The following is a 23,986-nucleotide window of genomic DNA, read 5'->3' as shown; positions in this document are numbered from 1 at the left end:
TATGAATAGATTAAACCATGATATACTTTATGCAAGAATTTATTTGAGAGGGGTTCCCACTTTGACGTCAATTAAATCTTTATTAGAGAATAAGCAAAAAACATTAATTACAAAACTAGAAGCTGATATTAATCATCCCACTTCTAAAGGTGATAATTGTGAAAATGCTTGGATCAATTTTTTTAAAAGCTTTTTACCCAGTAAATATGCTGTAGATAAAGGGTTTATATTTGATTCTAAAGGAAACTTGAGTGAACAAATAGATGTAATAATATATGATTCACTTTATACTCCATTAATTTTCGAGACAGAAGTTGGAGAAAAATTTATTACTTCTGAAAGTGTTTATGCAGTATTTGAAGTTAAACAGGAAATTAATAAAGGGTATTTGGAATATGCTCAAAAAAAAATACAGTCGGTAAGAAAGCTATATAGAAGTTCTAGACCTATGATTGTAGCCGGAAAAACCGTACCAGCAAGAGCTTTGACAAAAATACTCGGTGGTATTTTAGCTTCAAATTCTATTTCTTTTGAAAATCTTCGCCGATATTTAGCTGAATATCCAGCAATTGATTTAGGTTGTGCAATTAACAATTTTTCATTTATAACTATTAAGGATAAAAATGACAATACTGTTAATGTAGTGAATTCTAATTCTGATGAAGTCATTTTATCTTTCTTTTTTATTATACTTGATGAGCTTTATAAACTTGGCACCAGCCCAGCTATCGATATAAGAGAGTACGCTGACTTTTCATTAGATAGTATCCAATTGAAAAGAGAGGATTGAATTTATGGGAAACTCCAGTTATTTTACTAATTTACTTACGAACATCGAACTAAGCAAAACAACAAAGTCATATGTCAGTAGTTTACAGTCTAATCTAAGAGATTATCTTAAGAACCACATTGAGTATAAGACTAAGCACATTGATACATTTTTATCTGGTTCATATGCGAAAAATACTTCGATACGACCAAGCTTAAATGAAGAAAATCAAGATGTAGATATTGTGGTTCTAACAAATTATACAAGAGATACGCCTCCAGTTCAGGTATTGAATGAATTGAAAAGTGTGTTAAAAAACAACAGTAAATACAAAGAAGTCAAACTACAATCTAAATCTATTGGAATTGAGATGGCCAATTATCATATTGATGTTGTGCCAATCGTTAAAGAGGCTGATCATTTTTATATTGGAAACCATGAAAAGGATGAGTGGAATTTAACTGATCCTAAGAAACATATTTCTTGGTCTACAGAAATTAACATGAAAAACGAAGGAAAATACAAACCTATTGTTAAAATTTTTAAGTGGTGGAGAAAACGAAAAGTCGTTGGCGATTTAAAACTACCAAAAGGAATTCTTTTAGAAAAAATAATTGCTGATAATTTTGGTGAATCAAAATACGATATCGAAAACTTATTAGTAATGACGATGGAGAACATAGTAGATAATTATAAAACAGTCTATATAGATAAAAAAGTAGTTCCATCAGTTTACGATCCAGTTTTACCAAAAAACAATTTATTTGATAAGTATACATTTGATGATTTTTCTAAATTTATAGAATTACTTCAACAAGATCTATTGTTTTTGAGAGAGAATCATTGCACTGTCGAGGCTTGGGAAAAAATATTAGGTAATAGCGGTGGTAAAAGTATAGAAGATGTTCGAGAAGAGTATTCTTTCTCTCTAAAAAGACAAATGGATCAGCTATTAAATCAAGTTATTGAAAAGTCAAAACAGTTAAGTGTAGAAATCAAGGATTATGAAAATAAAAAAAAGGAAATTGAAAATAGAGAAAAAAGTATGCAAAAAAAAGAGGACGAAATAAAGTATGATGTTTATTTGGACTTCTTACAAGAAGCAAAATACAATCTCTCTGACGAGTTAATAAAAGGGATGGGCAGAGAATATTGGATGGATATGATTAAGATTTTGGAATCAATTAAAAAAAAGAAAAATAGTAGTTTTAGAGGATATGAATATAGCTATTTTGCTTCGTTGTATAAAGCGCTAGAATTAAAAGAAGAATACTATAATTCTATATGTCTTATGGTCGAAGACGGGTTTTATCTGTCAAATTATGACGTAAAATATATTATTGATAATACTTACTTTAGAAAAAGGTTAATTGATATATTAAGAGCAAAAATAATTAAAGGTGATTACTCTGATACTGTTGAGTCATATAGAATTGCGCTAAAACTACTGGAAGAAAATTATTTCCAAAAGAGTGAAAACAATTGAACACAAAAAGGCTGTAAATTTCCTAAGAATCTAGAAAATTTACAGCCTAATTTGGTGCATTCTTTTAGGTATATCCTAGGCATCTTCTAAGCCATCTTACAAAATGTATCTCAAACAACTTGATATAAATTCTTCATTACGACTACCGTCAGCAATGAAATAAGAAGTAGAAATTGGAAGTCATGCACCGTGACTTTGAAAGTAAGTTTTTTGATAGTCGACCTAACTATCACGCCAGATAATCTGGTTCCCTTCCAGGTAAAGGATAATCCTTCAGAAATTCCACTTAGGTCAAAAGAATTTCTGACTTCTTTCAGTATTATATTAGCTAGAGAAATTAGAAAAGTCAATTTAATAATTGAAAATGATAGTAATCAAATCGTGTCGTATGATAAATGATGATATTTTTTGGTAGTTAAGCATTTTAGATTTGATGATAGGGTGAATAGAGAGAAGTTTGAAATGACGAAAGGGGGGACCGATTCAATCAATTAGTCCCCTCTCATTCTATGGTTTTGCTGATTCTTTTTTTCTACGTTCATTGTAGATTTGTTTTATTACATAAATCCCAATAAACAAAGCGAACATGCTCAACAAGCCAAACATAATCTTTTGGCTATTACCGGTTAAGTTACTTCCTACATAAGAATAAACTATCGTAGCTGGCAATTGTCCTAATCCAGTAGCGACCAAAAAAGGAATCGGTTTGATCGCTGTCAACCCAGCAGCATAACTGATAAAATCAAAAGAAATGAAGGGTAACAACCGACAAATAAGAATCGTGTGTTTCCCATATCGGTCAAAATATTCATCTAATTTCTGTAGGGAAAAATTCTTATTTATTTTCTCTACAACATCTCTGCCAGCGATTCGAGCAATATAGAAACATAGTAACGCTCCCGCCATTGCGCTGCTCCAAGAAAGAATTGCTCCTTGCCACCAGCCGAATACCGCTGCATTTGCAAAAGTAATCAAAAATGCAGGTAACGGAGCGATAACTGATTGAAACATCATTAATAGAAACGAAATCAGAATTGCCCAAGCACCAAATGATTTTATATATCCAATGATACTTTCGACACTCATTGAGCGAAACAGCATCAACACTTGAGTAAGTTTAGATTTGAAAGCAGGGATGTACATGAAACAAATGACACTAACTAATACAATGATTATTAGTATAATTCTGGCTAGTTGTTTCTTATTCAGCTTCTTCATTATTTTTCAACATCTTCTACTTTAGCCCAACGATAGAAAGAACCATCATAGTTTTTAACGTTTTTGAATCCACACATATCCATCACTAATTGAGTGTAGGCTGAACGGATTCCCGCGGTACAGTAAGTCACGATTTTATCATCTTTTGACAAGCCTGCATCTTCAAATAGTTTAGTCAATTTCTCATTGCTCTTTAGAGTACCATTCTTATTGAACATATCAGTATATCGAACTTGGATTGCTCCAGGAAGATGCCCGCCTTTTGCCTCACCATATAACACTTCACCATTGTATTCTTCATCCGCACGAACATCGACAACTTTATACTCATCGTAATCCGCTTTTAGTTCGTCTGTTTTGATCATATGATCTTGGTTCAGAGAATCTATCTCAACGTCTACAGGTTTTAATTCAGTTCCGCCTTTATTCGTTTTTATTCCGGCATCTTTAAGTGCAGAGAAACCGCCATCAACCATTTTTACATCTTTATATCCAGCAGCAAGCAATTCCCACGCAATCCGTCCATCGTCACCCCAGCCATCTTGAGCAGAGGCAAATAGAACGACTTCTTTATCTTTATCAATCCCTTTATCACCAAGACGCTCAGCCAACTTTTTAGGTTCTAAGACTAACCCCCAATTTTCGTCACCAGAAGCACCACTTTCCACATCCGCTAGATATTGCCAAGCCATTGGAACAGCTTTTTTTACCGTCCCTTTCTTGGCAGCATCATCACCGCGAGCGTCGATCAGAATGATATCATCAAGGTTATTCTTCACGTAATCTGCATCAACAGTATATTCTCCCTTAAAAGTCGTTTTAGGACTAGTTGCTTCTTTTGTTGAATCATCTGTAGCATCATTTGAGCTTCCACAACCCGTAATAGTTAAACCAAATGCCAGCACTGCTAATGTTAAAACTTTTTTCATAATGATCCTCCTAATGTATTGATTTGATCATCCAAATCAACCTACAAATTAAAAATACGATAACAAAAAAATAAATGAAAAACTATTCCTTCCAAATCGGAAGACATCCACTCACAGTAATTTAATGCATAAAAAAGAAACATACGTATTCGTATGTTCTCCAGAATAATCCTCTAGTAGTGATTGATTTCACATTTAACAATAGAAGAGATTTGGAGGGAAGGATTCATTTACATTCTTAGAAACTCTAAGTTTGCTTGTTACTCATTGTCATAGATGCAATGCAAACATTGCCTTCACCCCCAATTGTTTTTACGGCAGTCTTCATGTAGAAGTATATAAAAACGTTTTCTTTATTACAATACTAACTTATTATAATCTTTATAAAAGAATAGATTATCAGAAATAGAAAAGACAGAAACTCTTGACAACATATAGATGTACATCTATATTGTAAACATAGATGAGTTTCTATGTAAGGAGGAATAGTATTATGAATTATGAAGATATGTCCAAAACTTTAAAAGCACTTGCTGATCCTAAACGGCTGAAAATCATCGATCTTTTGTCATGCGGCAGTCTGTGTGCTTGTGATATCTTAGATCATTTTGATTTTACACAACCAACACTTTCTCATCATATGAAAGTATTGGAAAAAGCCGGAGTTGTTCTTGTAACGAAGGAAGGTACATGGCATCACTATCAACTAACAGATGTGTTTATCGATCAATTTATGGGTTCAATGATGCAATTATTCTCTGCTAAAGATGATTGCATTTGTAAAAAAATAAACTGTGATTGTAAAGGAGAAAAAAGTGATGAAAAAATTGGAACTATTTGAACCAGCAATGTGCTGTTCAACAGGAGTCTGTGGTCCATCAGTGGATGAAGAATTATTAATGGTGACCTCAGTTTTTGAAACTTTTGAAGGGATCGATTCAGTGGATGCTTCTCGCCATAATTTAACGAGCGATCCAGACGCGTTTGTGAATCAACCAACAATTTTAAAACTACTCCAAGAAAAAGGAAATGATATTTTGCCAGTGACTTTACTAGACGGCGAAATCGTAAAAGAAGGATCATATCCTACACTAGAAGAGTTTGGAAAATATGGTGATGTCCATTTTGTTACTCAACCAGCCGGTAATTCAGGCGGTTGCTGCGGCGGAAATAGTGGGTCCGAAGGCTGTTGCTAACAGCCTTCTTTAAAATAGAATAAGGAGGAGATGGAATGCTTCAATATATTCCCCAAAAGATGGGATTAACAAAATATCTGTTTTTCACAGGCAAAGGTGGCGTTGGTAAAACAACAACTGCTTGTGCCACGGCAACATCTTTGGCACAGGAGGGCAATAAGGTCATGTTGGTTAGTACCGATCCGGCTTCAAACCTGCAAGATGTTTTTCAAACCACTTTGACCAACAAGCCAACTGCGATTGATGGAATTGATAACTTGAAAGTAGCGAACTTTGATCCAATCACTGCTGCGGAAGAGTATAAAGAGAGTATCGTCGGTCCATATCGTGGTATTCTTCCTGATAGTGCCCTAGTCAATATGGAAGAACAATTATCAGGATCTTGTACAGTGGAAATCGCTGCTTTTAACGAGTTCGCGAACTTTTTGACTGATAAAGAAGTAGCAGAACAATATGACTATGTCATCTTTGATACAGCTCCTACGGGTCATACATTAAGAATGCTACAGTTGCCTTCTGCCTGGAATAATTTCCTCGATGAAAATACCACTGGTGTTTCTTGCTTGGGACAATTATCCGGCTTGGGCGACAAAAAAACTATGTATGAAAAAGCGGTTGAAACTTTGAGCAATGCTAGCCAAACGACTTTGATTCTAGTCACCCGTCCGCAAGCCTCTCCCTTGATTGAAGCAGAGCGTGCTTCAGAGGAGCTGCTAAAATTGGGAATCGAAAATCAAAAATTAGTTGTGAATGGTCTATTGATTAATCCTGATGATGCGATTTCTCAAGTAATTTATTCTGAACAACAAAATGATCTAAAAGAAATGCCAGAGCCGTTGAGTAAATTTGATACCTACTACATTCCTCTTCGCCCTTACAATGTTACTGGTGTAGATAAACTCCAAATTTTATTGAGCGATCAACAACCTACTATTTTAGAACAGGCACAAGAACATGCTGAGTTTCCTAATTTGGATGCGATCGTAAATGAGTTTATTCGCACAAATAAAAAGATTATCTTTACGATGGGTAAGGGTGGCGTTGGTAAGACGACTGTTGCAATTCAAATCGCTGAGAAGCTGGCACAATCAGGTAAAAAGGTTCATTTGGCGACAACTGACCCTGCTGATCACCTAAACTTGTTTCTTTCCAATGAGCTGCCAATTTCAATCAGTCATATCGACGAGGAGAAAGAACTAGAGGCTTACAAAGAAGAGGTTCTTTCAAAAGCTCGTGAGACGATGGACGCGGATGATGTTGCTTATGTTGAAGAGGATCTTCGTTCACCATGTACACAAGAAATCGCAGTATTTAGAGCTTTTGCGGAAATCGTAGATAAATCAGAAAATGAGATTGTGGTTATTGACACAGCACCTACAGGACATACTTTACTTCTTTTAGACTCTACTCAAAGCTATGCAAGAGAAGTTGAGAGAAGCTCAGGCGAAGTACCAATGTCGATTCAAAAGCTATTGCCAAGATTACAGAACGGAAATGAAACGGAAGTATTAATGGTCACACTTCCTGAAACAACACCGGTTTACGAATCAATGCGCTTAGATGAAGATTTGGATCGTGCAAAAATTGCACATACATGGTGGTTAGTCAATCAAAGCATGTACACTACTGATACGTCCAACGAGGTGTTAAAGGCACGTGCTGCGAATGAAATCGAATGGATTAACAAAGTAAAACATCTCTCAGATGGACATTTTGCAGTTGCTGAATGGGTCCCAAATTTTGATGCAGAATTAGTTCATTAATTTTTTTGAATTTAATATAGATGAATCTCTATATAGGGGTTCATCTATTAATTTGCGAAAAATTTAGATAAAAAGTGAAAAGCAATCAAGTCGCCTATGGATATTGTTCGATTAGCCATCACAATGCTATTTCATTTTCAAAGAATAGTACAAGCTATCTGATCAAAATATCGTTGTCATTCACTACCGAGATTCAAGTTCAAATTGCTTAAGTGAGTGTTTTTTTAAAGTTTAAAAAAATTTTTCAAAAGAAGGCGCAAGCCAATAGGAGGAAATAGATGAGTTCTAAAAATGATAAAAAGGGTTTAGGTATTTTTGAAAAATATCTGACGTTATGGGTAATTTTATGCATGGCTGTAGGAGTACTAATTGGGAAATTCTTACCGGGTGTTCCTGATACATTAAGCAAGTTTGAGTATTATCAGGTATCAATTCCCACGGCAATTTTAATATGGTTAATGATTTATCCAATGATGTTAAAGATTGATTTTACAAGTATTGTAAGTGCAGCTAAAAAACCAAAAGGATTAGTTGTTACCTGCGTGACGAATTGGTTGATCAAGCCATTTACAATGTATGCTATATCCGCATTTTTCTTCTATGTAGTTTTTAAAAATCTTATTCCTGTTGAATTAGCGAAAGAGTACGTTGCTGGTGCAGTCATTTTAGGAGCAGCGCCTTGTACGGCCATGGTATTTGTATGGAGCTACTTAACAAAAGGGGATGCAGCGTATACTTTGGTACAAGTAGCGATCAATGATCTAATTATTCTTATATTATTTGCACCAATTGTCGCTTTTCTACTTGGTGTGGATAATGTTGTTGTTCCAATGGGAACGCTACTCCTATCAACGATTCTTTTTGTGGTAGTACCATTACTTCTAGGTTTTGTTACTAGAGTATTGATAATCAAAAATAAAGGCAAAGACTATTTCGAAAATGTTTTTCTAAAGAAATTTGATTCTGTGACAATTGTCGGTCTATTGCTAACCTTAATTATCATTTTTTCTTTTCAAGGAGAAAAAATACTGGCAAATCCAACGCATATTTTATTAATTGCAGTCCCACTAACCATTCAAACACTACTGATTTTCACTATTGCTTATGGATGGGCAAGATTTTGGAAGTTACCTCATGAAATTGCTTCACCAGCGGGAATGATCGGAGCAAGTAATTTTTTTGAACTGGCAGTGGCTGTAGCAATCTCTCTTTTCGGACTACAGTCAGGGGCGACTTTAGCAACAGTGGTAGGAGTGCTAGTTGAAGTACCCGTAATGTTGCTACTAGTAAAAATTTCCAATAATACAAAGTCATGGTTTGCAAAGTCAGATGAGATTACCAAAATGGATAATCTGTATAATTGATTGAGAAGAAAGCTTTGATAGGTGTAGGGAAATTAATTAAATAGCAAATCGTTGAGGTAATAAAACTTATGTCTGAAGAAAGGAGAGCAGTCGCTAGATTATTAGGGATGTCAGTGTCCTTTATTCTAGCAAAATTATTACACTATCCAATTAGTCTCGGAATATTTATCAACTTTATTACGCTAATTTTGGTACTCTATTTATTAGCAAAAAGGAAAGAAAGGCAAGAAAAATAGAGTCATGTGGTCGATTGACCACATGACTTTTTACAGTAATCGTATTACAACTATTTTGTTTATAAAGAGGCTTATTATGAAAGGAAATTTTTAATGGCAAATGCACTAGAAATAGAAAATTTAAAAAAAGTATATGCAACTGGCGTTGAGGCGCTACGAGGAATCGATCTACAGGTTAAACAAGGCGATTTCTATGCCCTTTTAGGTCCGAATGGTGCTGGAAAATCGACAACGATTGGAATTATCACCTCTCTGGTCAATAAGACCTCTGGGAAGGCAAAAGTTTTTGACTATGATCTTGATACTGACTTAGAAAAGGCTAAGCAGCAGATTGGTCTTGTTCCGCAAGAATTCAATTTCAATCCTTTTGAGACTGTTCAACAAATTGTAGTGAATCAGGCAGGGTATTATGGCGTTCCGAGAAAAGAAGCATTGAAGCGCAGTGAGAAGTACTTGAAGCAATCAAATTTGTGGGGAAAACGTAATGAACGTGCCCGAATGCTTTCTGGAGGAATGAAGAGACGACTTATGATCGCTCGAGCATTAATGCACGAACCAAGACTGTTAATTTTGGATGAACCAACCGCTGGGGTGGATATTGAACTGAGACGTGAAATGTGGTCATTCTTAAAAGAATTAAATGAAAATGGAACCACCATTATTTTGACTACTCATTATTTGGAAGAAGCTGAAATGCTTTGTAGAAATATCGGGATTATTCAATCAGGAGAACTGATCGAAAATACCAGTATGAAAGAACTGCTATCCAAATTACAGTTTGAAACATTTATTTTAGACCTTGCACCTCATAATACAGCACCTAAGATAGAAGGTTATGAGTATTATTTAGAAGATGATCTGACTTTATCGGTGGAAGTAGAGCGAGATCAAGGAGTAAATGATGTTTTTAAGCAACTCAGCGATCAAGGAATGAAAGTCTTATCTATGCGTAATAAATCTAATCGTTTAGAGGAACTATTTTTGAAAATCACAGAAGAAAAAAGTCTACCGGAGGAAATCAATGTTTAGTCTTTACTTTACCGCTTTAAAAAGTCTTGCCGTCAAGGAAACCAACCGGTATCTGCGAATTTGGGTACAAACTCTGGTACCGCCTGTCATAACTACATCACTGTATTTTATTATTTTTGGGAAAATGATCGGTGGTCGAATTGGAGATATGGGTGGGTTCTCCTATATGGAGTTTATCGTTCCAGGTTTAATTATGATGTCAGCCATTACGAGCTCTTATGCAAATGTTTCTTCGTCGTTTTTCTCTCAGAAGCTGCAAAAAAATATTGAAGAACTATTAGTTGCACCAGTACCAACTCACATTATCATTTGGGGATTCGTCATTGGAGGATTAGGAAGAAGTCTTCTGGTGGGAACACTTGTAACAATTGTTTCTTTATTTTTTGTACCACTAAATGTGCATTCATGGATTATTGTTATTCTCACATTGTTAATGACAGCCATCCTGTTTTCATTAGCAGGTTTGATAAATGGCGTTTTTGCACAATCTTATGACGATGTGTCAATCGTACCAACTTTTATTTTACAACCTCTAACCTATCTAGGTGGTGTTTTTTATGCGATATCCATGCTGCCTCCTTTTTGGCAAGGTGTTTCGAAAATCAATCCGATTGTTTATATGATATCCGCGTTTAGATATGGATTTTTAGGAACGACCGATGTTCCAATAGCCGTCTCGATCACAATACTTGTTCTGTTCATTTCAGTTCTTTATACTGTTTGTTACTATCTAGTTAATACGGGTAGGGGATTAAGAAGTTAAATCATATCATCAATATCACTTGATTGCTTCTTTATAACTTGTAATAATGCACTGAATAAAAAAGTCTATCATAAATAGATTGCGAAACGAAAAATAGAAATTAGCTTTCCATTATTGATTGGAGGAAAATGATAGTGAAAAAAATTTACTTTTTATGTACAGGCAATTCGTGCCGTAGTCAAATGGCTGAAGGATATGGTCACAACTTATTATCTGATTCAGATTTTGAGATCAGAAGTGCAGGTATTGAGACACATGGACTGAATCCAAGAGCTGTGAAAGTAATGTCTGAAGACAGTATAGATATCTCAAAACAAACGTCAGATTTGATTGATTTGGATTATTTTAATCATGCTGATTTAATTATTACTCTTTGTGGTGACGCAAAGGACAAATGCCCAAGGGTTCCAAAGGGCATCGAACATATTCATTGGAACTTAAAAGATCCTGCTCAAGCACAAGGGACAGAAGATGAAATTTTAGCAGAATTCAGAAGTGTTAGGGACGTTATCAAGAATAATATAAAAAGTCTATCTTCAAAATAAGCCAACTTATAATTGTTTGATTGGGATTTTCATTACCAAAAGAAAGTATCATAGTATGATTGTGTGCAAGACATCCGATTTAGGATAGTAGATGGAGAGAAATAACTGTATTTTTTAGCGAAGGAGGAAACCGATGGTTGTAGAGATTAGACAAATGGTAGAAAGCGATTGGCCTGATATCCGAAGAATCTATATTGAAGGGATAAAATCTGGTGAAGCTACCTTTGCAACTATTTCATCTATACCGAATAGTTACATTGATTGGCAAGCTGAGCATTCATCTTTTGGTAATTTTGTAGCTGTAGAAAATGATAATGTAGTTGGCTGGAGTTCGTTTTCTCCTGTATCTTCAAGATGTGTCTATAGTGGTGTCGTAGAAATCAGCATTTACACAGAAGAAGCTCAACGTGGCAAAGGTATTGGCAGTACACTCATGAGTAGTGCAATCAAAGCTAGTGAAGAAAATGGTATTTGGACCATTCAAGCAGGTATATTTCCTGAGAACGAAGCTAGTTTGAAGCTACATGAACGGAATGGTTTTCGAATAGTTGGTAGAAGAGATAAAATTGGAAAACTTGAGGGCACCTGGCGGGATACTTTACTTCTAGAACGAAGAAGTAAAATTACAGGAAAGGATTGAATGATTTCTTTGTGAAGCCTTTGGTCTAACTTATAATCAATGCCAATACGTCATCAAATTCTTCATAAAACGGGTCAATGTATATTATTATGAAACCCAATCATACTAACAAGTGATTGGGTTATTTTTTGCCTAAAAAAAGAGCTCAAACATTGATGAATATCCTAATAGAAATGATATTTCACGATTTACTGAATAAATACCGAAAGGAATACAGATACTTTGTTGATAATTGATTGACGAGAAGATGAATCCACATAGTATTTTATTTGATTATTTGAGTTAAAACGCGACGACTAATCTATAACATTCAATTTAAGTAGCATTTATGCACTCATTTATCTCTACAACAAGTAAATTGATATAATGGCTTTATGGTTATTGATTTATTATTATAGAAAAAGATAAGTGTGGGGGATTGAAAACTATGTTGGATAAAAGGCAATTAGAGATAATGTCAATTAATTTCTTAAAAATTACTCTTACTCAAACTGGATATCTTAATCCATTTTTAAATTCTGGGGACACAGAACCATCCTGGGACGGTTATATATATGTTCTAGAAAAAATGAATAAGTATAATAAAAATAAATTAGGGAAAGTTCCCGTTCAGGTAAAAGGCAAATATAGTGACGATTTAAGTCAAAGCAGAATTTCTTTTTTAGCAGAAATTAGGGACTTAGAGAACTATTTACAGGATGGTGGAGTACTTTACTTTGTCATTTACATTAATGGAAAGAATGACGTAACATTTTATTACGCTCAATTAGAACCAATAAAAATAAAGACAATATTGGAGTCAAGAAAGAACTCGTCAGGAAAGAAAAGTATAGAGCTTAAAAAACTTCCTTCTGATACTATTGATATTGTAAATATATTCAAGAGTTTTTTGTTTCACAGGAAGAAACAGATGAGTTTTATTGATGGTGATCTATACACTTTTGAGAGTCTTAGTAAGGATCATAAGAAGGTGGAGTTAACATTCACTTTAACAGGCTTAGCTCTTCACCAACACAATATGCAAAATTACGTTGATACAAACAATGTTTATCTTTACGCAAAAATTCCTGAATCACCCGTTTTAATACCACTAGCTGGAGAGCTGAAGGAAATAATTGAAATCGAAAAAACTAATCTTGAAATTGGCATAGGAGAAAAGGTTCTATATACTGAACAGATTAGAGAAAAGCAGCGTGGTACTGTCACTTTAAAATTTGGAGATAGTTTTGAGTTCGCTATTAACGAAGAATTTAGCAAGCAGACTTTTAATTATAAAATAAGCGATTTTGCGAGGAAAGCACTTATTGATATAGAATTTCTGATCTCACTTTATCAGAATAAAGGATTTACAGTTAATGGAAAATTCCTTGATTTATCTTCTGCAATTAAATCGGGGCCGCATTTTGATTTTGAAAGATATGAAAAATCACTTCTGCACTGCAAGGAAGTAGTGAATCTATTAGATTATTTAAACATTTCAGATGATATTGATTCTAGTAAACTGTCTGAAGTAGAATGGCGCGATTTAAATATTTTAATTGCAGGATTAATTAAGAAGCAAGAATTGGCATTAAAAGAAACTCTCCACACTATAACTATTTTAAAGCTTCAGAATTTTAGTATTCCATTAATGATTAGTTTACAAAAAAGTGGTAAATACCTTATTGAAGATATATTTAAAGCTAAAAAAAGCTGTCTTTATCTTATTTTCGATGGAGAACATTTTAATTTACCAATGTTTAGAGGACTAACAGCTGAGCAACTTGCTGAGTGTTCAACAATTGATTTCGAAGTACTTTTAAAGGAATATCAAAAGCTACACAGTGAAAAAAATGATATTCTATTCGATGCAAGTCAATACATGTTGGTTTTGATTAACGCTGCAGATTTTTGTACGGATAACCCAGAAAGGAAAGAATCTTTCTTAGACGCAGCTTTAAATTTTAATCACTGGTTGCAAGAAGAAAATCTCAAAATGGAAGAGACAAATAATCAAATACTGATGATGAATGAGCTTCAGATTTTCAAACGTAAACGTGCATTAACTGAATCGGAAAGTGATTGGTTGTATGATATTACTGATTCAAATGATATTGATAAGACTTTTAAATTTGGAGCATATGTCTTATTAGAAGAAAGAAAACGTGCTGAGAGAATCTTTTCAACATTTAGTAAAAAAGAAAAGCAAGACTATAAAAGTTACCCGATTTATAACTTATACGAAAAATTATTATCTAAATAAAAAACAGGGAGATCAATTGTATGCCTAATATAATAGTAACACCATACGAGGCTAAAAAACGCTTACGCAAGTTATTGGAAGAAGTAAACACTACTCATCAAGAAGTAGAAATAATTGGAGATACCACCGAAGAAAGTGCTGTTTTGATTGCACTATCCGATTGGCGGGCTATTCAAGAAACACTAATGCTCATGAAAACTGAAACTTTAGCAATTGTGAAAAAACGAGAAAAAGATGGAACAGGATATACGAGTATAGAAAAAATTAACTGGGATAACTTGTAATAAATAGTCATTAAAATTAAGTGACAAATTTCTGCCAAGGCTGATATTCTCATTAGTTGTAGTAATTATACGAGAAGAAGCAGTAATTGAGATATTACAAAAGGAACTGATAATTAAGCTAAATGAAGTTATCCTTAGTTTATGTAAGAACAAGAAAAAAATTATTTCTAATTGGACTTTAAAAAACAAGCAAAATCTGCGACTATGATAATCGCAGATTTTGCGAGAGTGTAATATAAACCGTGTAAGTAACCATTAATCCTAGGCAGGTGGTTGCTTCGCGGTTTTTCTTTTTCTACAATAAGATCAAGAGGTGAGTACACGATGGCTAGAAAGAAAAGAAATCCTGATGCCGAAAAGTTAGCTGAATCCATTCTGAATGCCTATCAACCTGAATCTGTCGATGACATGCAAGATGCTTTGAAAGATGTGTTTGGTCCCCTTTTTGAAAAGATGCTTCAAGGAGAATTGAATAATCATTTAGGTTATGATGCCCATTCTAAAGAGCCTAAGGAACACGATAACCGTCGAAATGGCTATGGAAATAAAACACTTAAAACCAGTTTTGGTGAAGTAGCTATTGATGTTCCTAGAGACCGGGAGGCTTCCTTCGAACCAGAGTTAATTCCTAAGCGAAAACGAGATGTTTCCGACATCGAAGGGAAGGTTCTTTCCATGTATGCACGAGGAATGAGTCAACGAGATATCGCCGCAACCGTCGAAGACATTTATGGCTTTGATATTTCCCATGAAATGATTTCAGACATCACTGACGCTGTTCTTCCTGAATTGGAAGAATGGCAAGCCCGTCCATTGGCCAAGTGCTATGCTTTTCTATTCGTTGATTGTATGTATGTTACTTTAAGAGAAAATTATGAAGCCAAAGAATATGCTGTATACACCATTCTTGGCTATGATCTCAAAGGAAATAAGGAGATTTTAGGATTATGGTTAAATCAAACAGAATCTAAAAATCGCTGGATGCAAGTGTTCGATGAATTGAAAGCACGTGGTGTCGAAGATGTTTTTTTCATTTCTATGGATGGGGTTTCTGGTCTTGAAGAAGGCGCAAAAGCGATCTTTCCATCGGTAATTGTTCAGCGCTGTATTGTTCATCTTGTTCGAAATGCATTGCGCTATATTCCAAGTAAGGATTATAAGGAAGTCTGCCGAGATATGAAAAAATTCTACGGTGCTTCGTCTCTAAACGCTGCACATGCTGCTTTTGACAGTTTTCAAAATCGGTGGTCTCATTATTCTGGTGCTGTAGATGTCTGGAAACGGAACTTTGCACATGTTGAACAACTATTTGATTATGGTAGTGCCATTCGAAAAATTATGTACACTACCAATGCGGTTGAAAGTGTTCACTCCAGCTTCAGAAAAGTCACAAAAAAAGGAGCGTTCTCTAATGAGAATGCACTCCTAAAACTACTTTATTTACGCACGAAAGAATTACACGCGAAGTGGTCAGGTGGTCGAATTCAAAACTGGGCTATGGTGCTTAATCAGTTAATGATCAACGAGACCTTCTCCTCTAGAATTGAAAAGTATGCGATTTACCTTCCATAACAACGGTAGGTTTATTCAACTATGTGTCCAATTAAAATTTATCTGATTTTAAAAATAGCCAAGAGAATTTGGGTTGTTAAAAACTCTTAACTATTTAACTTCCACAGTTTAGTTGACAACCCCGATTTTGCTTGTTTGATTTACTAGTTATGATCATTATCCAAAATACTATCATAACTAGTATTGAGAATTTCCTTAATTCCTCGTATTTGATCCAGCTTAATATGCTGCTGGCCTCGTTCAATTTTTACCAACGTTTCTCTTGTAATATTTATATCCATCAGTTGAAGTTGGCGTACCATTTCAGATTGGCCTATTCCTCTATCAATTCGCATTCTTCTTATATTTTTTCCTATTGTATTGTTTTTATCACTAATAATTTTTTCTGGCATTATCAATATATCCCTTGAACTAGAACTAGTTCTTTTTAAAACAATCATAAGAAAGCTATGTGATAAAATGGGACTAGTATGAGTCCACTTGGATTTTTTATTTGTTCTCTTGAATCACTTTTATTTATGGGAAATATTGTCTAAACTTTAAAAGGACATTAGGGAGATGATTAAGTGTATCTAGCAGAGAATATATCATATCTAAGAAAAAAGAAGAGCCTTACACAAGAACAACTATCAGACATCTTGCTAGTTACACGCTCAACTATATCAAAGTGGGAGAACGGAACCTATGAGCCAGAAATCAACTCATTAAAACGTCTTTCTGAAGCATTTAATATCAGTATAGATGATTTAATCTTCATTGATTTAAGAAGTAGAGATCAACCAATCTAAAAAAGGTGGAATAAGGACCATTGAAAAGTAGAAGAAGAAAGCTCCAAATTAAAAGATTGTTACGTGAAAGAAAAATGAGTGATAAAAAAAACGATGGGTATTCCTGTCAGTTTTCAGAGGATGTATTTTTTGAACAATACAAAATCTATGTAGAGGAAATCATTGAGAAGTATTTACCGGCTGATGAATGTCAATACGAGGAATTTGCTGACATGATAGCAGATAGTCTTCAAAAAAAAAGAAATCTATTGCAGCTAAAAATGATAATATCTACAAAAAAAATAGACTGTTTCTTAGATTTGCTACTTGACAATAGCCTAAATTTTAACGTGGAACTTTTCTATCCTGAAGGAAGGATAGAAAAAAATGGTCCACTCTCAAAAGTGTTGTTCAAGAATTATCAAGTTATTATAGATGGCTATCGACTTCAAACTCTTACTATCAAAAAATTGAAAGATAAATTAAAATAGTTATGTAGATTGTAAATTTAAGGGAGGTTTTGGAGATGATGATAGACGGAAAAGAAATAGAATTCTTTATCAAGAGCGCCAAAGTTCCAGAAAAATATTATAGTGTGTTAATCAGAGAAGTACGATTGGCCTTGAACAGCCTGAATTTCATTAATTACATACGAACTAAAAGATCAGCTTCTACTGATTCAATTTATTTTACAGTCAAAATGAAAAATATCTCTGAAATCTATATTTTATCCTTACGTAGTCACTTTCCTAAAGAAAAGAAAGAAAATTACCTATATTTCTATACGCCAAGGTTCGAAAGCCTTTCAGACCTTCAGTTCAGTATTAAAACTGACCTAACAAAGATTTATAATAAAAGAGCTAAGGAACTCGGTTTTCATGTATCAGAATATCCTAGTAAGAATGTTCTGACTAAACCAAATATTAATAGGAAGATAAAGAAGGAACCGGTAACGAAACTCAAAGGAACAAGAGCTCATTTCCAAATGCTGCATCAGCAATCATTTGAGGACTTTTTGGACGAATTTGAAAATCAAAAAGATGAATAATAAAATTTGAAATCTTAAGTTTCGTACCTCGTCAATAAAAAAAGTAATTACCGACATTTTTAAAATTAGATTTATTGGTCACACTAATAGATTATAATTCAGAATCAAACAACTGCATTCATGTTTGATTCTATTTTTTTACTTAGATATCTATTCTCTTAGCAAAAAGATATTAGATTTGCTGTTATTATCATCAAAACGATGTAAAGTGATACTTTTCTGAAATAGTTTTTTTAATATCAAATAAAAACCTATAAAATGATACTTTTAAAAACAAACTTATGTTCAACGTTTCCTTTTCATGATAACAACTGTGTTGATACAAATGACACTATTAATGAAGTATTGACTGGAAAAATAACCGACAAACAAGTAACTTTTTTCATCGCGAAAAATCATAGTCATACGTTATTTATCTTGGGAAATAGAAAATCGAGAAGACTAATCTAGAGGAAACATAAATTAAAGAGATTTTATGTTTCAAGGTCAAAAATCCGACTAATTAAACGGATAATCTTTTTTATAAAAAAATTTCTATTAAAAAAAGTATATTGTTTGACGATACTATAGTAAACTAAAAGATAACGATTGTGATGTTACCAAGAAAGGATTGATTGTCATTTCGTTATTTTATCCGCGTTTTTCTGTTTACAAGCATCATCTAGTTATTCAAGGCAACAAACTAATTTCAAGAAAGTTTATAGTTTTAAAAAAACAAGATCATTTGCTAGCTTTCACTAACTTTCACAAGTATATCAAATCGGGTAACAGAACAGTGAGGAATATTAATGATGACGGAAATAATCGATTTTACTTTGTTGTGAAGCTGCTGAATTACGCCTTTTTCTTCGAACAATGTCAAAGTCTTGATCAAATTACTGTGGAAACAATAAAGAATTTTTTTAATCACTATGGAAAAGGTACTTTACCCGAGGATGTGGAAGGTTCTGGACGGACAAAAAAAACAGTTGAATCTTGTATTTCTGCAGTCCTTGATTTTTTTGAACTGTTTATTAATGATCGAAAAGATAAATGTGCAATTAAGATTGAAGAATTGTACAAACATGTTAATTATCGCGATAAAAAAGGAACTTTAAGAAAGAAAAAGGTGCCCGTATTTGATGTGTTGTATATAAATAAACATCGAGAAATTTTCCGAGATATACCAAATAATGCTTTTGAGATGCTCTTTTCTCATATCGCTGAACATCACAAAGAGTTGATTATGCTCGTAACTTTATCAGCATTTGCAGGCTTAAGACCTTCAGAGGCTTGTAACGTCAGAAGAGAAGACAGTAATTTAGGTGCAGGATTATTTTTTGATATTTATGATAGTGAAATACACAAAATTCAAATAGATATAAGGGAAGAACTGAATCTAAGAAGTGATTTAAAATCAATTGGCAGGATAAAAAGAGAACGCTTACAAACGGTGCCGTTAATTTTTACAGATGCATTTTATAGTAGTTATATAAATTATATGAATCATTTAGTTGGGAAAAAATATGAATGTCAGTTTGGAGCATTAACAGTAAATAAGCAGGGACGAGCTATGACGTATGACAGTTACTATCAAAAATTCAGAAAAATTATCAAGGAAGAAATGATTCCATTATATCTTTCTAGTAACGATGCTGAAACAGTTTTTTATGGCCGGCTTCTAATTGAGAATAATCTGTCACCTCATGTTTTCAGACATTGGTATACAGTTCAACTTGTTTTATCAGGTATGGAAAATGTAGCTGAATTAATGCATGCGAGAGGGGATAGCTCTCCCGAAAGTTCATTTGTTTATCTTCAAAATAAAGGCGAGCTAGAAAAGCAATACAAAAAAGTCAATGATGAGATGTTTAATTACTTGACCTGGGCAGCAGCTAAAAAAAATGGTGGAAGTAAAAGAAATGATTGATTTAAAACTATTTGCTGAAGAAGTTTTAGGTGGTTATGAATGCTCTAGTATGGAAGGAAAACAAAAAATGATTACTTTCTTGGAAGACAACAACTGGTTTGGCTCGAAACCAGTCTTGGTCGATGGAAAGGTGATGCTCACTTCTGATCAGGTGAAACTGTATAGTGAACCTCTAAAGATTTTTTTTGCTGCACAATCATCAAAAGTGAATTATGAAGGAATGATTACAATGTTACGAGCCAAATTTCCCGAGACAACTAATCAACTTACTGTTTTTTTTGATTCTGTAGAATTTTATGACGAAGCAATGTTCTATATTTCAGATTTCTTGCTTTATTCATTAAAGAAAGATATTTTCCTTATGGATGATCAAGAAATTTCCAGTCTTATGGAACTTGCTATTAATGATTTAATAAAAAGTCATGGTTTAGTACTAACATTCTTTTTGTCTTGGCTAAAAGAAAACTACAAAACTGCATATAAAAAAGAATATTTCATGAAGAATAGATATTCTATGGCTCAGTCAAAACAAGCCTACGATTTTGATGAATATTTACAACTTTTATATTATCTTTTTAACGAAGAATATATTAAGAAAGAAAAGATGTATGAGAAAGCAACAAAATCAAAGAATTATGCAGATACGTGGCTTTTTTTATCTTTACACTTCATTTGTTCACTCAGAGTTACGGATATGGAAAGAATTCCACATCCGACTCTTTTAAAATCTCCGGTTAATGTACTAAAACATATAGAAAACAATCAATACGATGATTCAGAAGCTAGGCAAGTGTTGTTATCTATAACCACAAGATTATGCGTATTGCCTCTAACCCCCAGCAAAACTAGTGGACAAAAAAATATTTCGCAAATTAAGTTCAACGTTCCCGAGAGTTGTGAGGTTCATATTGGAACGCTCTTAAGCATCTGTGAAGCTCATTCATGTTTAGCAGATACTTTTGAAAAATCTCTGATTCGAAAGATTTCAGATTATGATCGAATTTCGAGATACATGGGAGAAGAGATTGGATCATTATTTTTAGAATCAAATTTCAGATCTCGTTCAGCAAATAAGTCCTATTTGCAATCTCTTTACATCCTTGCTGATGATATGTCGAGTAAGAATGAAAGTGTAAGAATTAAGGGCTATTTACTAGCCTCAATTGCTAGAAGTCATAAGGGATCTTACGGAAAATTTGCTGGAGTAACAGCTGAATACCTTAAAGATGCCAAAATGAATGGTCTGTCAGCTGAATTTGTTGCAAAAGAACTTTTTGAAAGAGGCGTACTCTCATTTGTTCCGTCTATGCTTTTAAAGATTATTACCGAGGGATCATATAACGATTTATCCTTTAGTCAGCAAACGCAAATGATTCAAAAATTGAATCTTTCTCCCAATGAAATAGAACAAACCGTAGAAATTGTTTCAAAATCAAAACGCCAATCAGAAGAAATAGTGGAAGAACTCTTGCTTTCAGGAAAGAATAAAGATGATATTCTCGAAATTTTACATAAGATCGGTACAGGAGCAGCTTTTTCTAAACAATCCGAGAGTCTTTGTCTGCTAACGGCTATAAATAAAGTCTGTTCTTTCGATAATCGAACTCAATGCGTTGGTTGTAAATATGAAATAAAAACAAAATCAACGATGTTGTTATTAGTCAGCGAGTATAAGCGTGTGTATTCTTTATATCAAGAATCTTCTGAAGAAATAGAGAAAGAAAAGTATAGGCAGCTTTTAATGAAGATAATCCTTCCCTGTTTAGATGAAGTATTGCTTTGTCTCAAGGATCAATATGGTTCATCCGTTTTTCACTCTTATGAGAAATTAATTAAGGAGTATATTTAATGAACTCAAGTTTTCAGTCGGAACAATTATTCGACACATTTCTAACTATACAAGAACTTAGTCAGAGTAACGTCGATGAAGCAAGGAAAGTTTTTCTTATTTTTTATGAAAAAGGCGTATTTAAAGATTGCAGCTTTGATGATAATAAATGGAATGGCACCGATGAGTATTCCAATGTTGGGATAAACTATAATGTGAATCGTTTTTGCTATGAAAGAAGCTATCAAGATATTTTTCGTTTATCTTATGAAGAGTTTGTGGAGTACTTAAAGGTTTTCGTTGCATTTACTTTAGGGAAAAATGTGTTAAAAACTTTACAAACAGTGGTGAATGACATTAAGAGAATTATAAAGACTGAACGAAAAGAGTTTTATGGCGCTACGGCTAATTTAAAAATTGCGACACCTAGTTTGTGCATTGATTTCTTTTCAATACTCCCAAATAACAGCGATAATAAAAACGTTGAAAAATTGATTGATGTACTAGAATTTTATATTACAGAAGATTTTAAACGAGGAGTAAAGAAACAGCGTAGTCTTGCACAATTTGACAGCTATTTTCTCTTCAATGATATATTGAGTGATTTTTGGAAGCGAGATATCAGTAATGACACACGTCTCTTTTATTATCCGATCTATTTATGGTGGAGAATTACTGCAATTATTCCATTGCGACCTAAGGAATTCATTTTAACACCACGAAATTGCTTAAAAAAAGAAGATGATGGTTATTACCTCACTTTAAAACGTAACAGACTGAAAGGAGGCAATAAAGAGGTTTCATATAAAATTTCAACTGATTATTATGATGTGACATACAAAATTCCAGAAGTACTAGCCAATGAAATAATGAATTATCATGATTTCACTAAGCAGTATGAAAAAACGCAGATAGATACTTTTTTTGTATCTGATCCTCATTACAAAAAATGGCGTCAAAAAAAGCATTTAAATAGTAGATTTCTTACTTATACTAACATCAATACAATTATGCGCTATTTCTTTTATGAAATTATCCAAAATGAGTACGGCTTAAAGACAATTTATGGTCGAAGTGAACGGCATCTTAAGCGAGATGAGATTAATTATATTCATTTGGGAGACACTCGGCATTTGGCACTAATTAATATTATGGCTGAAGGAGGAACTCCAGTTACGGCAATGTTATTGGCAGGGCATGATAATATCGAAATGTCTGCCCACTATTATTCAAATATTACAAATTTGATTGAATGTAGAACGTATCGTCAATATAGACAGATCTCTCTAGGAGAAGTTACTTATCAACTAAGTTCTCTAAAAAAATTTCCCATAATCCGAGAAAATAATTTTAAAAAATTAAGCCATGGTGGGAGGTGCTTTTCCGAAAAATTTTATATTGGTGATTATTCCGATTGCTTTGCATTAGCTAGTAAAGAAGGCGAAATCGGATATTGTCCTGACTGTAAATTCTACAGAAAATCTAGTAGTTCTTTTTTTTCCACCGATGATGGTTTTTATAAACGAAAAATTGAAGATGATTGTAAAAAGTTAGAGGATGCAATCCATTTAGTTCGTATTGGAAAGGGAGATACAGAAGATATTGGTGAGGCTCTATTGAACTTGAAAAGTAGTTCATTTTCTTATCAAGAATATTTCGAAGAAAAGACAGCTCGTTTCCATGCTAAAGGAGAAAAAATATGGCAAGAAGAAGACTAATAACAGACGAAGAATTACTGGAACATTTAAATAACTATATTGTAAATTTCTGTGATGGACGTAGTGATACTGTAAAAATTCCAGAGTTTGGTACTTATTTAAGAAAAAATGGTTTTCCAAAAGTCCAAGACTATTTGATTCGAAGAAATATCACAATTAGGAAATATTTAAATGATGAAAGAGAAAGAGGGACAATTTCGAATCGACATACATTATCAACATATCGCACTCTTGATGTAGATTTATTTATTAAAACTAATTGTAGTAATTCCTCTATGAAAAGGGCACTGTCAGAGTTGAACATATATCATCGATCTATATGTGAAGCGGCAACTATTTTAAATAAGGAAAGCAATACCGCGATTGAAAAAATGGAAGAGTATAAAACAAAATTGACTAAACTTGAAAAAGAAAATTTAGAGATTTCTGTAGATAATAAGAAACTTAAAAGTCTAAACAAAAGCCTCACGTCGCTAATTAAGAGCTACAAAACAATAATTGAGACCTATGTTTATCCGGAGATTGCAAACGAATTATTGATGGAAGACATGTTGATAAACGAAACTCAAAAAATAATTAATTCGGAAATTCTTTCTGAAAAGATAATAACAGCACAAACTCCAATCAAATCAGAGAGTAAAATAATACAAGGATTATTCGCGGATCTTGAAAGGTAGACC

The 23,986-nt window shown here is 33.5% G+C and carries 23 protein-coding genes; 20 read left to right on the top strand and 3 right to left on the bottom strand.

All coding sequences use genetic code 11. The annotated features are described in order from the left end of the window. Positions 1-61 precede the first annotated feature (61 nt). Complete coding sequence (locus tag OMU_RS02665; RefSeq protein WP_227132322.1) at positions 62-790, top strand: DUF6602 domain-containing protein; 729 nt, start codon at positions 62-64, stop codon at positions 788-790. 4 nt (positions 791-794) lie between these two features. Beyond that, positions 795-2,255 (top strand): SMODS domain-containing nucleotidyltransferase, encoded by a 1,461-nt coding sequence (locus OMU_RS02660; RefSeq protein ID WP_016178417.1) that lies wholly within the window; start codon positions 795-797, stop codon positions 2,253-2,255. A 507-nt stretch (positions 2,256-2,762) separates the two neighbouring features. On the opposite strand, the gene OMU_RS02650 is transcribed toward OMU_RS02660, so the two are convergent. Next, a complete protein-coding gene (locus OMU_RS02650; protein WP_016178416.1) occupies positions 2,763-3,473 on the bottom strand; it encodes a TVP38/TMEM64 family protein in 711 nt (236 codons plus the stop codon). Further along, positions 3,473-4,402, bottom strand: coding sequence for a sulfurtransferase (locus tag OMU_RS02645; RefSeq protein ID WP_016178415.1), 930 nt, complete (start codon positions 4,400-4,402; stop codon positions 3,473-3,475). Before OMU_RS02645 ends, OMU_RS02650 begins: the two co-directional genes overlap by 1 nt. A 493-nt stretch (positions 4,403-4,895) precedes the next feature. On the opposite strand from OMU_RS02645, the gene OMU_RS02640 reads away from it, so the two are divergent. From OMU_RS02640 to OMU_RS02590, 11 genes are all read left to right on the top strand, one after another. Continuing rightward, positions 4,896-5,243, top strand: coding sequence for an ArsR/SmtB family transcription factor (locus OMU_RS02640; RefSeq protein WP_016178414.1), 348 nt, complete (start codon positions 4,896-4,898; stop codon positions 5,241-5,243). Then, complete coding sequence (gene arsD, locus OMU_RS02635) at positions 5,221-5,598, top strand: arsenite efflux transporter metallochaperone ArsD (RefSeq protein WP_016178413.1); 378 nt, start codon at positions 5,221-5,223, stop codon at positions 5,596-5,598. Before OMU_RS02640 ends, arsD begins: the two co-directional genes overlap by 23 nt. Before the next feature lie 35 nt (positions 5,599-5,633). Further along, entirely contained in the window at positions 5,634-7,361 is a 1,728-nt protein-coding gene (arsA, locus tag OMU_RS02630) for an arsenical pump-driving ATPase (protein WP_016178412.1), read from the top strand. Between the two features lie 278 nt (positions 7,362-7,639). Then, positions 7,640-8,725 carry an ACR3 family arsenite efflux transporter gene (gene arsB, locus OMU_RS02625; protein WP_016178411.1) on the top strand — a complete coding sequence of 362 codons (1,086 nt, stop codon included), beginning with the start codon at positions 7,640-7,642 and terminating at the stop codon, positions 8,723-8,725. A 329-nt stretch (positions 8,726-9,054) separates the two neighbouring features. After that, positions 9,055-9,990: an ABC transporter ATP-binding protein gene (locus OMU_RS02620; protein WP_016178409.1), complete on the top strand. Its 936-nt coding sequence runs from the start codon at positions 9,055-9,057 to the stop codon at positions 9,988-9,990. Next, positions 9,983-10,753 (top strand): ABC transporter permease, encoded by a 771-nt coding sequence (locus tag OMU_RS02615; RefSeq protein ID WP_016178408.1) that lies wholly within the window; start codon positions 9,983-9,985, stop codon positions 10,751-10,753. The genes OMU_RS02620 and OMU_RS02615 overlap by 8 nt, the downstream gene beginning before the upstream one ends. Before the next feature lie 134 nt (positions 10,754-10,887). Continuing rightward, complete coding sequence (gene arsC / locus OMU_RS02610; protein ID WP_016178407.1) at positions 10,888-11,298, top strand: arsenate reductase (thioredoxin); 411 nt, start codon at positions 10,888-10,890, stop codon at positions 11,296-11,298. Positions 11,299-11,431: 133 nt separating this feature from the next. Next, positions 11,432-11,938, top strand: coding sequence for a GNAT family N-acetyltransferase (locus tag OMU_RS02605; protein WP_016178406.1), 507 nt, complete (start codon positions 11,432-11,434; stop codon positions 11,936-11,938). 427 nt (positions 11,939-12,365) lie between these two features. Then, the gene (locus OMU_RS02600) at positions 12,366-14,180 is read left to right on the top strand and encodes a hypothetical protein (RefSeq protein ID WP_016178405.1); all 1,815 of its coding nucleotides are present in this window, start codon (positions 12,366-12,368) and stop codon (positions 14,178-14,180) included. Between the two features lie 20 nt (positions 14,181-14,200). Further along, positions 14,201-14,464, top strand: a complete 264-nt coding sequence (locus OMU_RS02595) for a type II toxin-antitoxin system Phd/YefM family antitoxin (protein ID WP_016178404.1) — start codon at positions 14,201-14,203, stop codon at positions 14,462-14,464. 324 nt (positions 14,465-14,788) lie between these two features. Further along, the gene (locus OMU_RS02590) at positions 14,789-16,036 is read left to right on the top strand and encodes an IS256 family transposase (RefSeq protein ID WP_016178403.1); all 1,248 of its coding nucleotides are present in this window, start codon (positions 14,789-14,791) and stop codon (positions 16,034-16,036) included. Positions 16,037-16,179: 143 nt separating this feature from the next. Here OMU_RS02590 and OMU_RS02585 read toward each other — a convergent pair whose 3' ends face one another. Further along, a complete protein-coding gene (locus OMU_RS02585; protein ID WP_016178402.1) occupies positions 16,180-16,428 on the bottom strand; it encodes a helix-turn-helix domain-containing protein in 249 nt (82 codons plus the stop codon). 174 nt (positions 16,429-16,602) lie between these two features. On the opposite strand from OMU_RS02585, the gene OMU_RS02580 reads away from it, so the two are divergent. The 7 genes from OMU_RS02580 to OMU_RS02550 all read left to right on the top strand — a co-directional run bounded on the left by OMU_RS02580 (position 16,603) and on the right by OMU_RS02550 (position 23,983). Further along, on the top strand, positions 16,603-16,824 hold the full coding sequence (locus tag OMU_RS02580) for a helix-turn-helix transcriptional regulator (RefSeq protein WP_016178401.1): 222 nt from the start codon (positions 16,603-16,605) through the stop codon (positions 16,822-16,824). A gap of 20 nt (positions 16,825-16,844) precedes the next feature. Beyond that, positions 16,845-17,294 (top strand): hypothetical protein, encoded by a 450-nt coding sequence (locus OMU_RS02575; protein ID WP_016178400.1) that lies wholly within the window; start codon positions 16,845-16,847, stop codon positions 17,292-17,294. 35 nt (positions 17,295-17,329) lie between these two features. After that, positions 17,330-17,851 (top strand): hypothetical protein, encoded by a 522-nt coding sequence (locus OMU_RS02570; protein ID WP_016178399.1) that lies wholly within the window; start codon positions 17,330-17,332, stop codon positions 17,849-17,851. Positions 17,852-18,626: 775 nt separating this feature from the next. Next, positions 18,627-19,760 (top strand): site-specific integrase, encoded by a 1,134-nt coding sequence (locus OMU_RS02565; RefSeq protein WP_238054253.1) that lies wholly within the window; start codon positions 18,627-18,629, stop codon positions 19,758-19,760. Then, positions 19,735-21,609 (top strand): hypothetical protein, encoded by a 1,875-nt coding sequence (locus OMU_RS02560; protein WP_016178397.1) that lies wholly within the window; start codon positions 19,735-19,737, stop codon positions 21,607-21,609. Before OMU_RS02565 ends, OMU_RS02560 begins: the two co-directional genes overlap by 26 nt. Beyond that, complete coding sequence (locus OMU_RS02555) at positions 21,609-23,306, top strand: hypothetical protein (protein WP_016178396.1); 1,698 nt, start codon at positions 21,609-21,611, stop codon at positions 23,304-23,306. The genes OMU_RS02560 and OMU_RS02555 overlap by 1 nt, the downstream gene beginning before the upstream one ends. Next, entirely contained in the window at positions 23,288-23,983 is a 696-nt protein-coding gene (locus OMU_RS02550; RefSeq protein WP_016178395.1) for a hypothetical protein, read from the top strand. The genes OMU_RS02555 and OMU_RS02550 overlap by 19 nt, the downstream gene beginning before the upstream one ends. Positions 23,984-23,986 lie beyond the last annotated feature (3 nt).

It is taken from the genome of Enterococcus avium ATCC 14025 (assembly GCF_000406965.1).
Classification (GTDB): Bacteria; Bacillota; Bacilli; order Lactobacillales; family Enterococcaceae; genus Enterococcus_A; species Enterococcus_A avium.
This window is presented reverse-complemented; position numbering and strand designations above follow the sequence as displayed.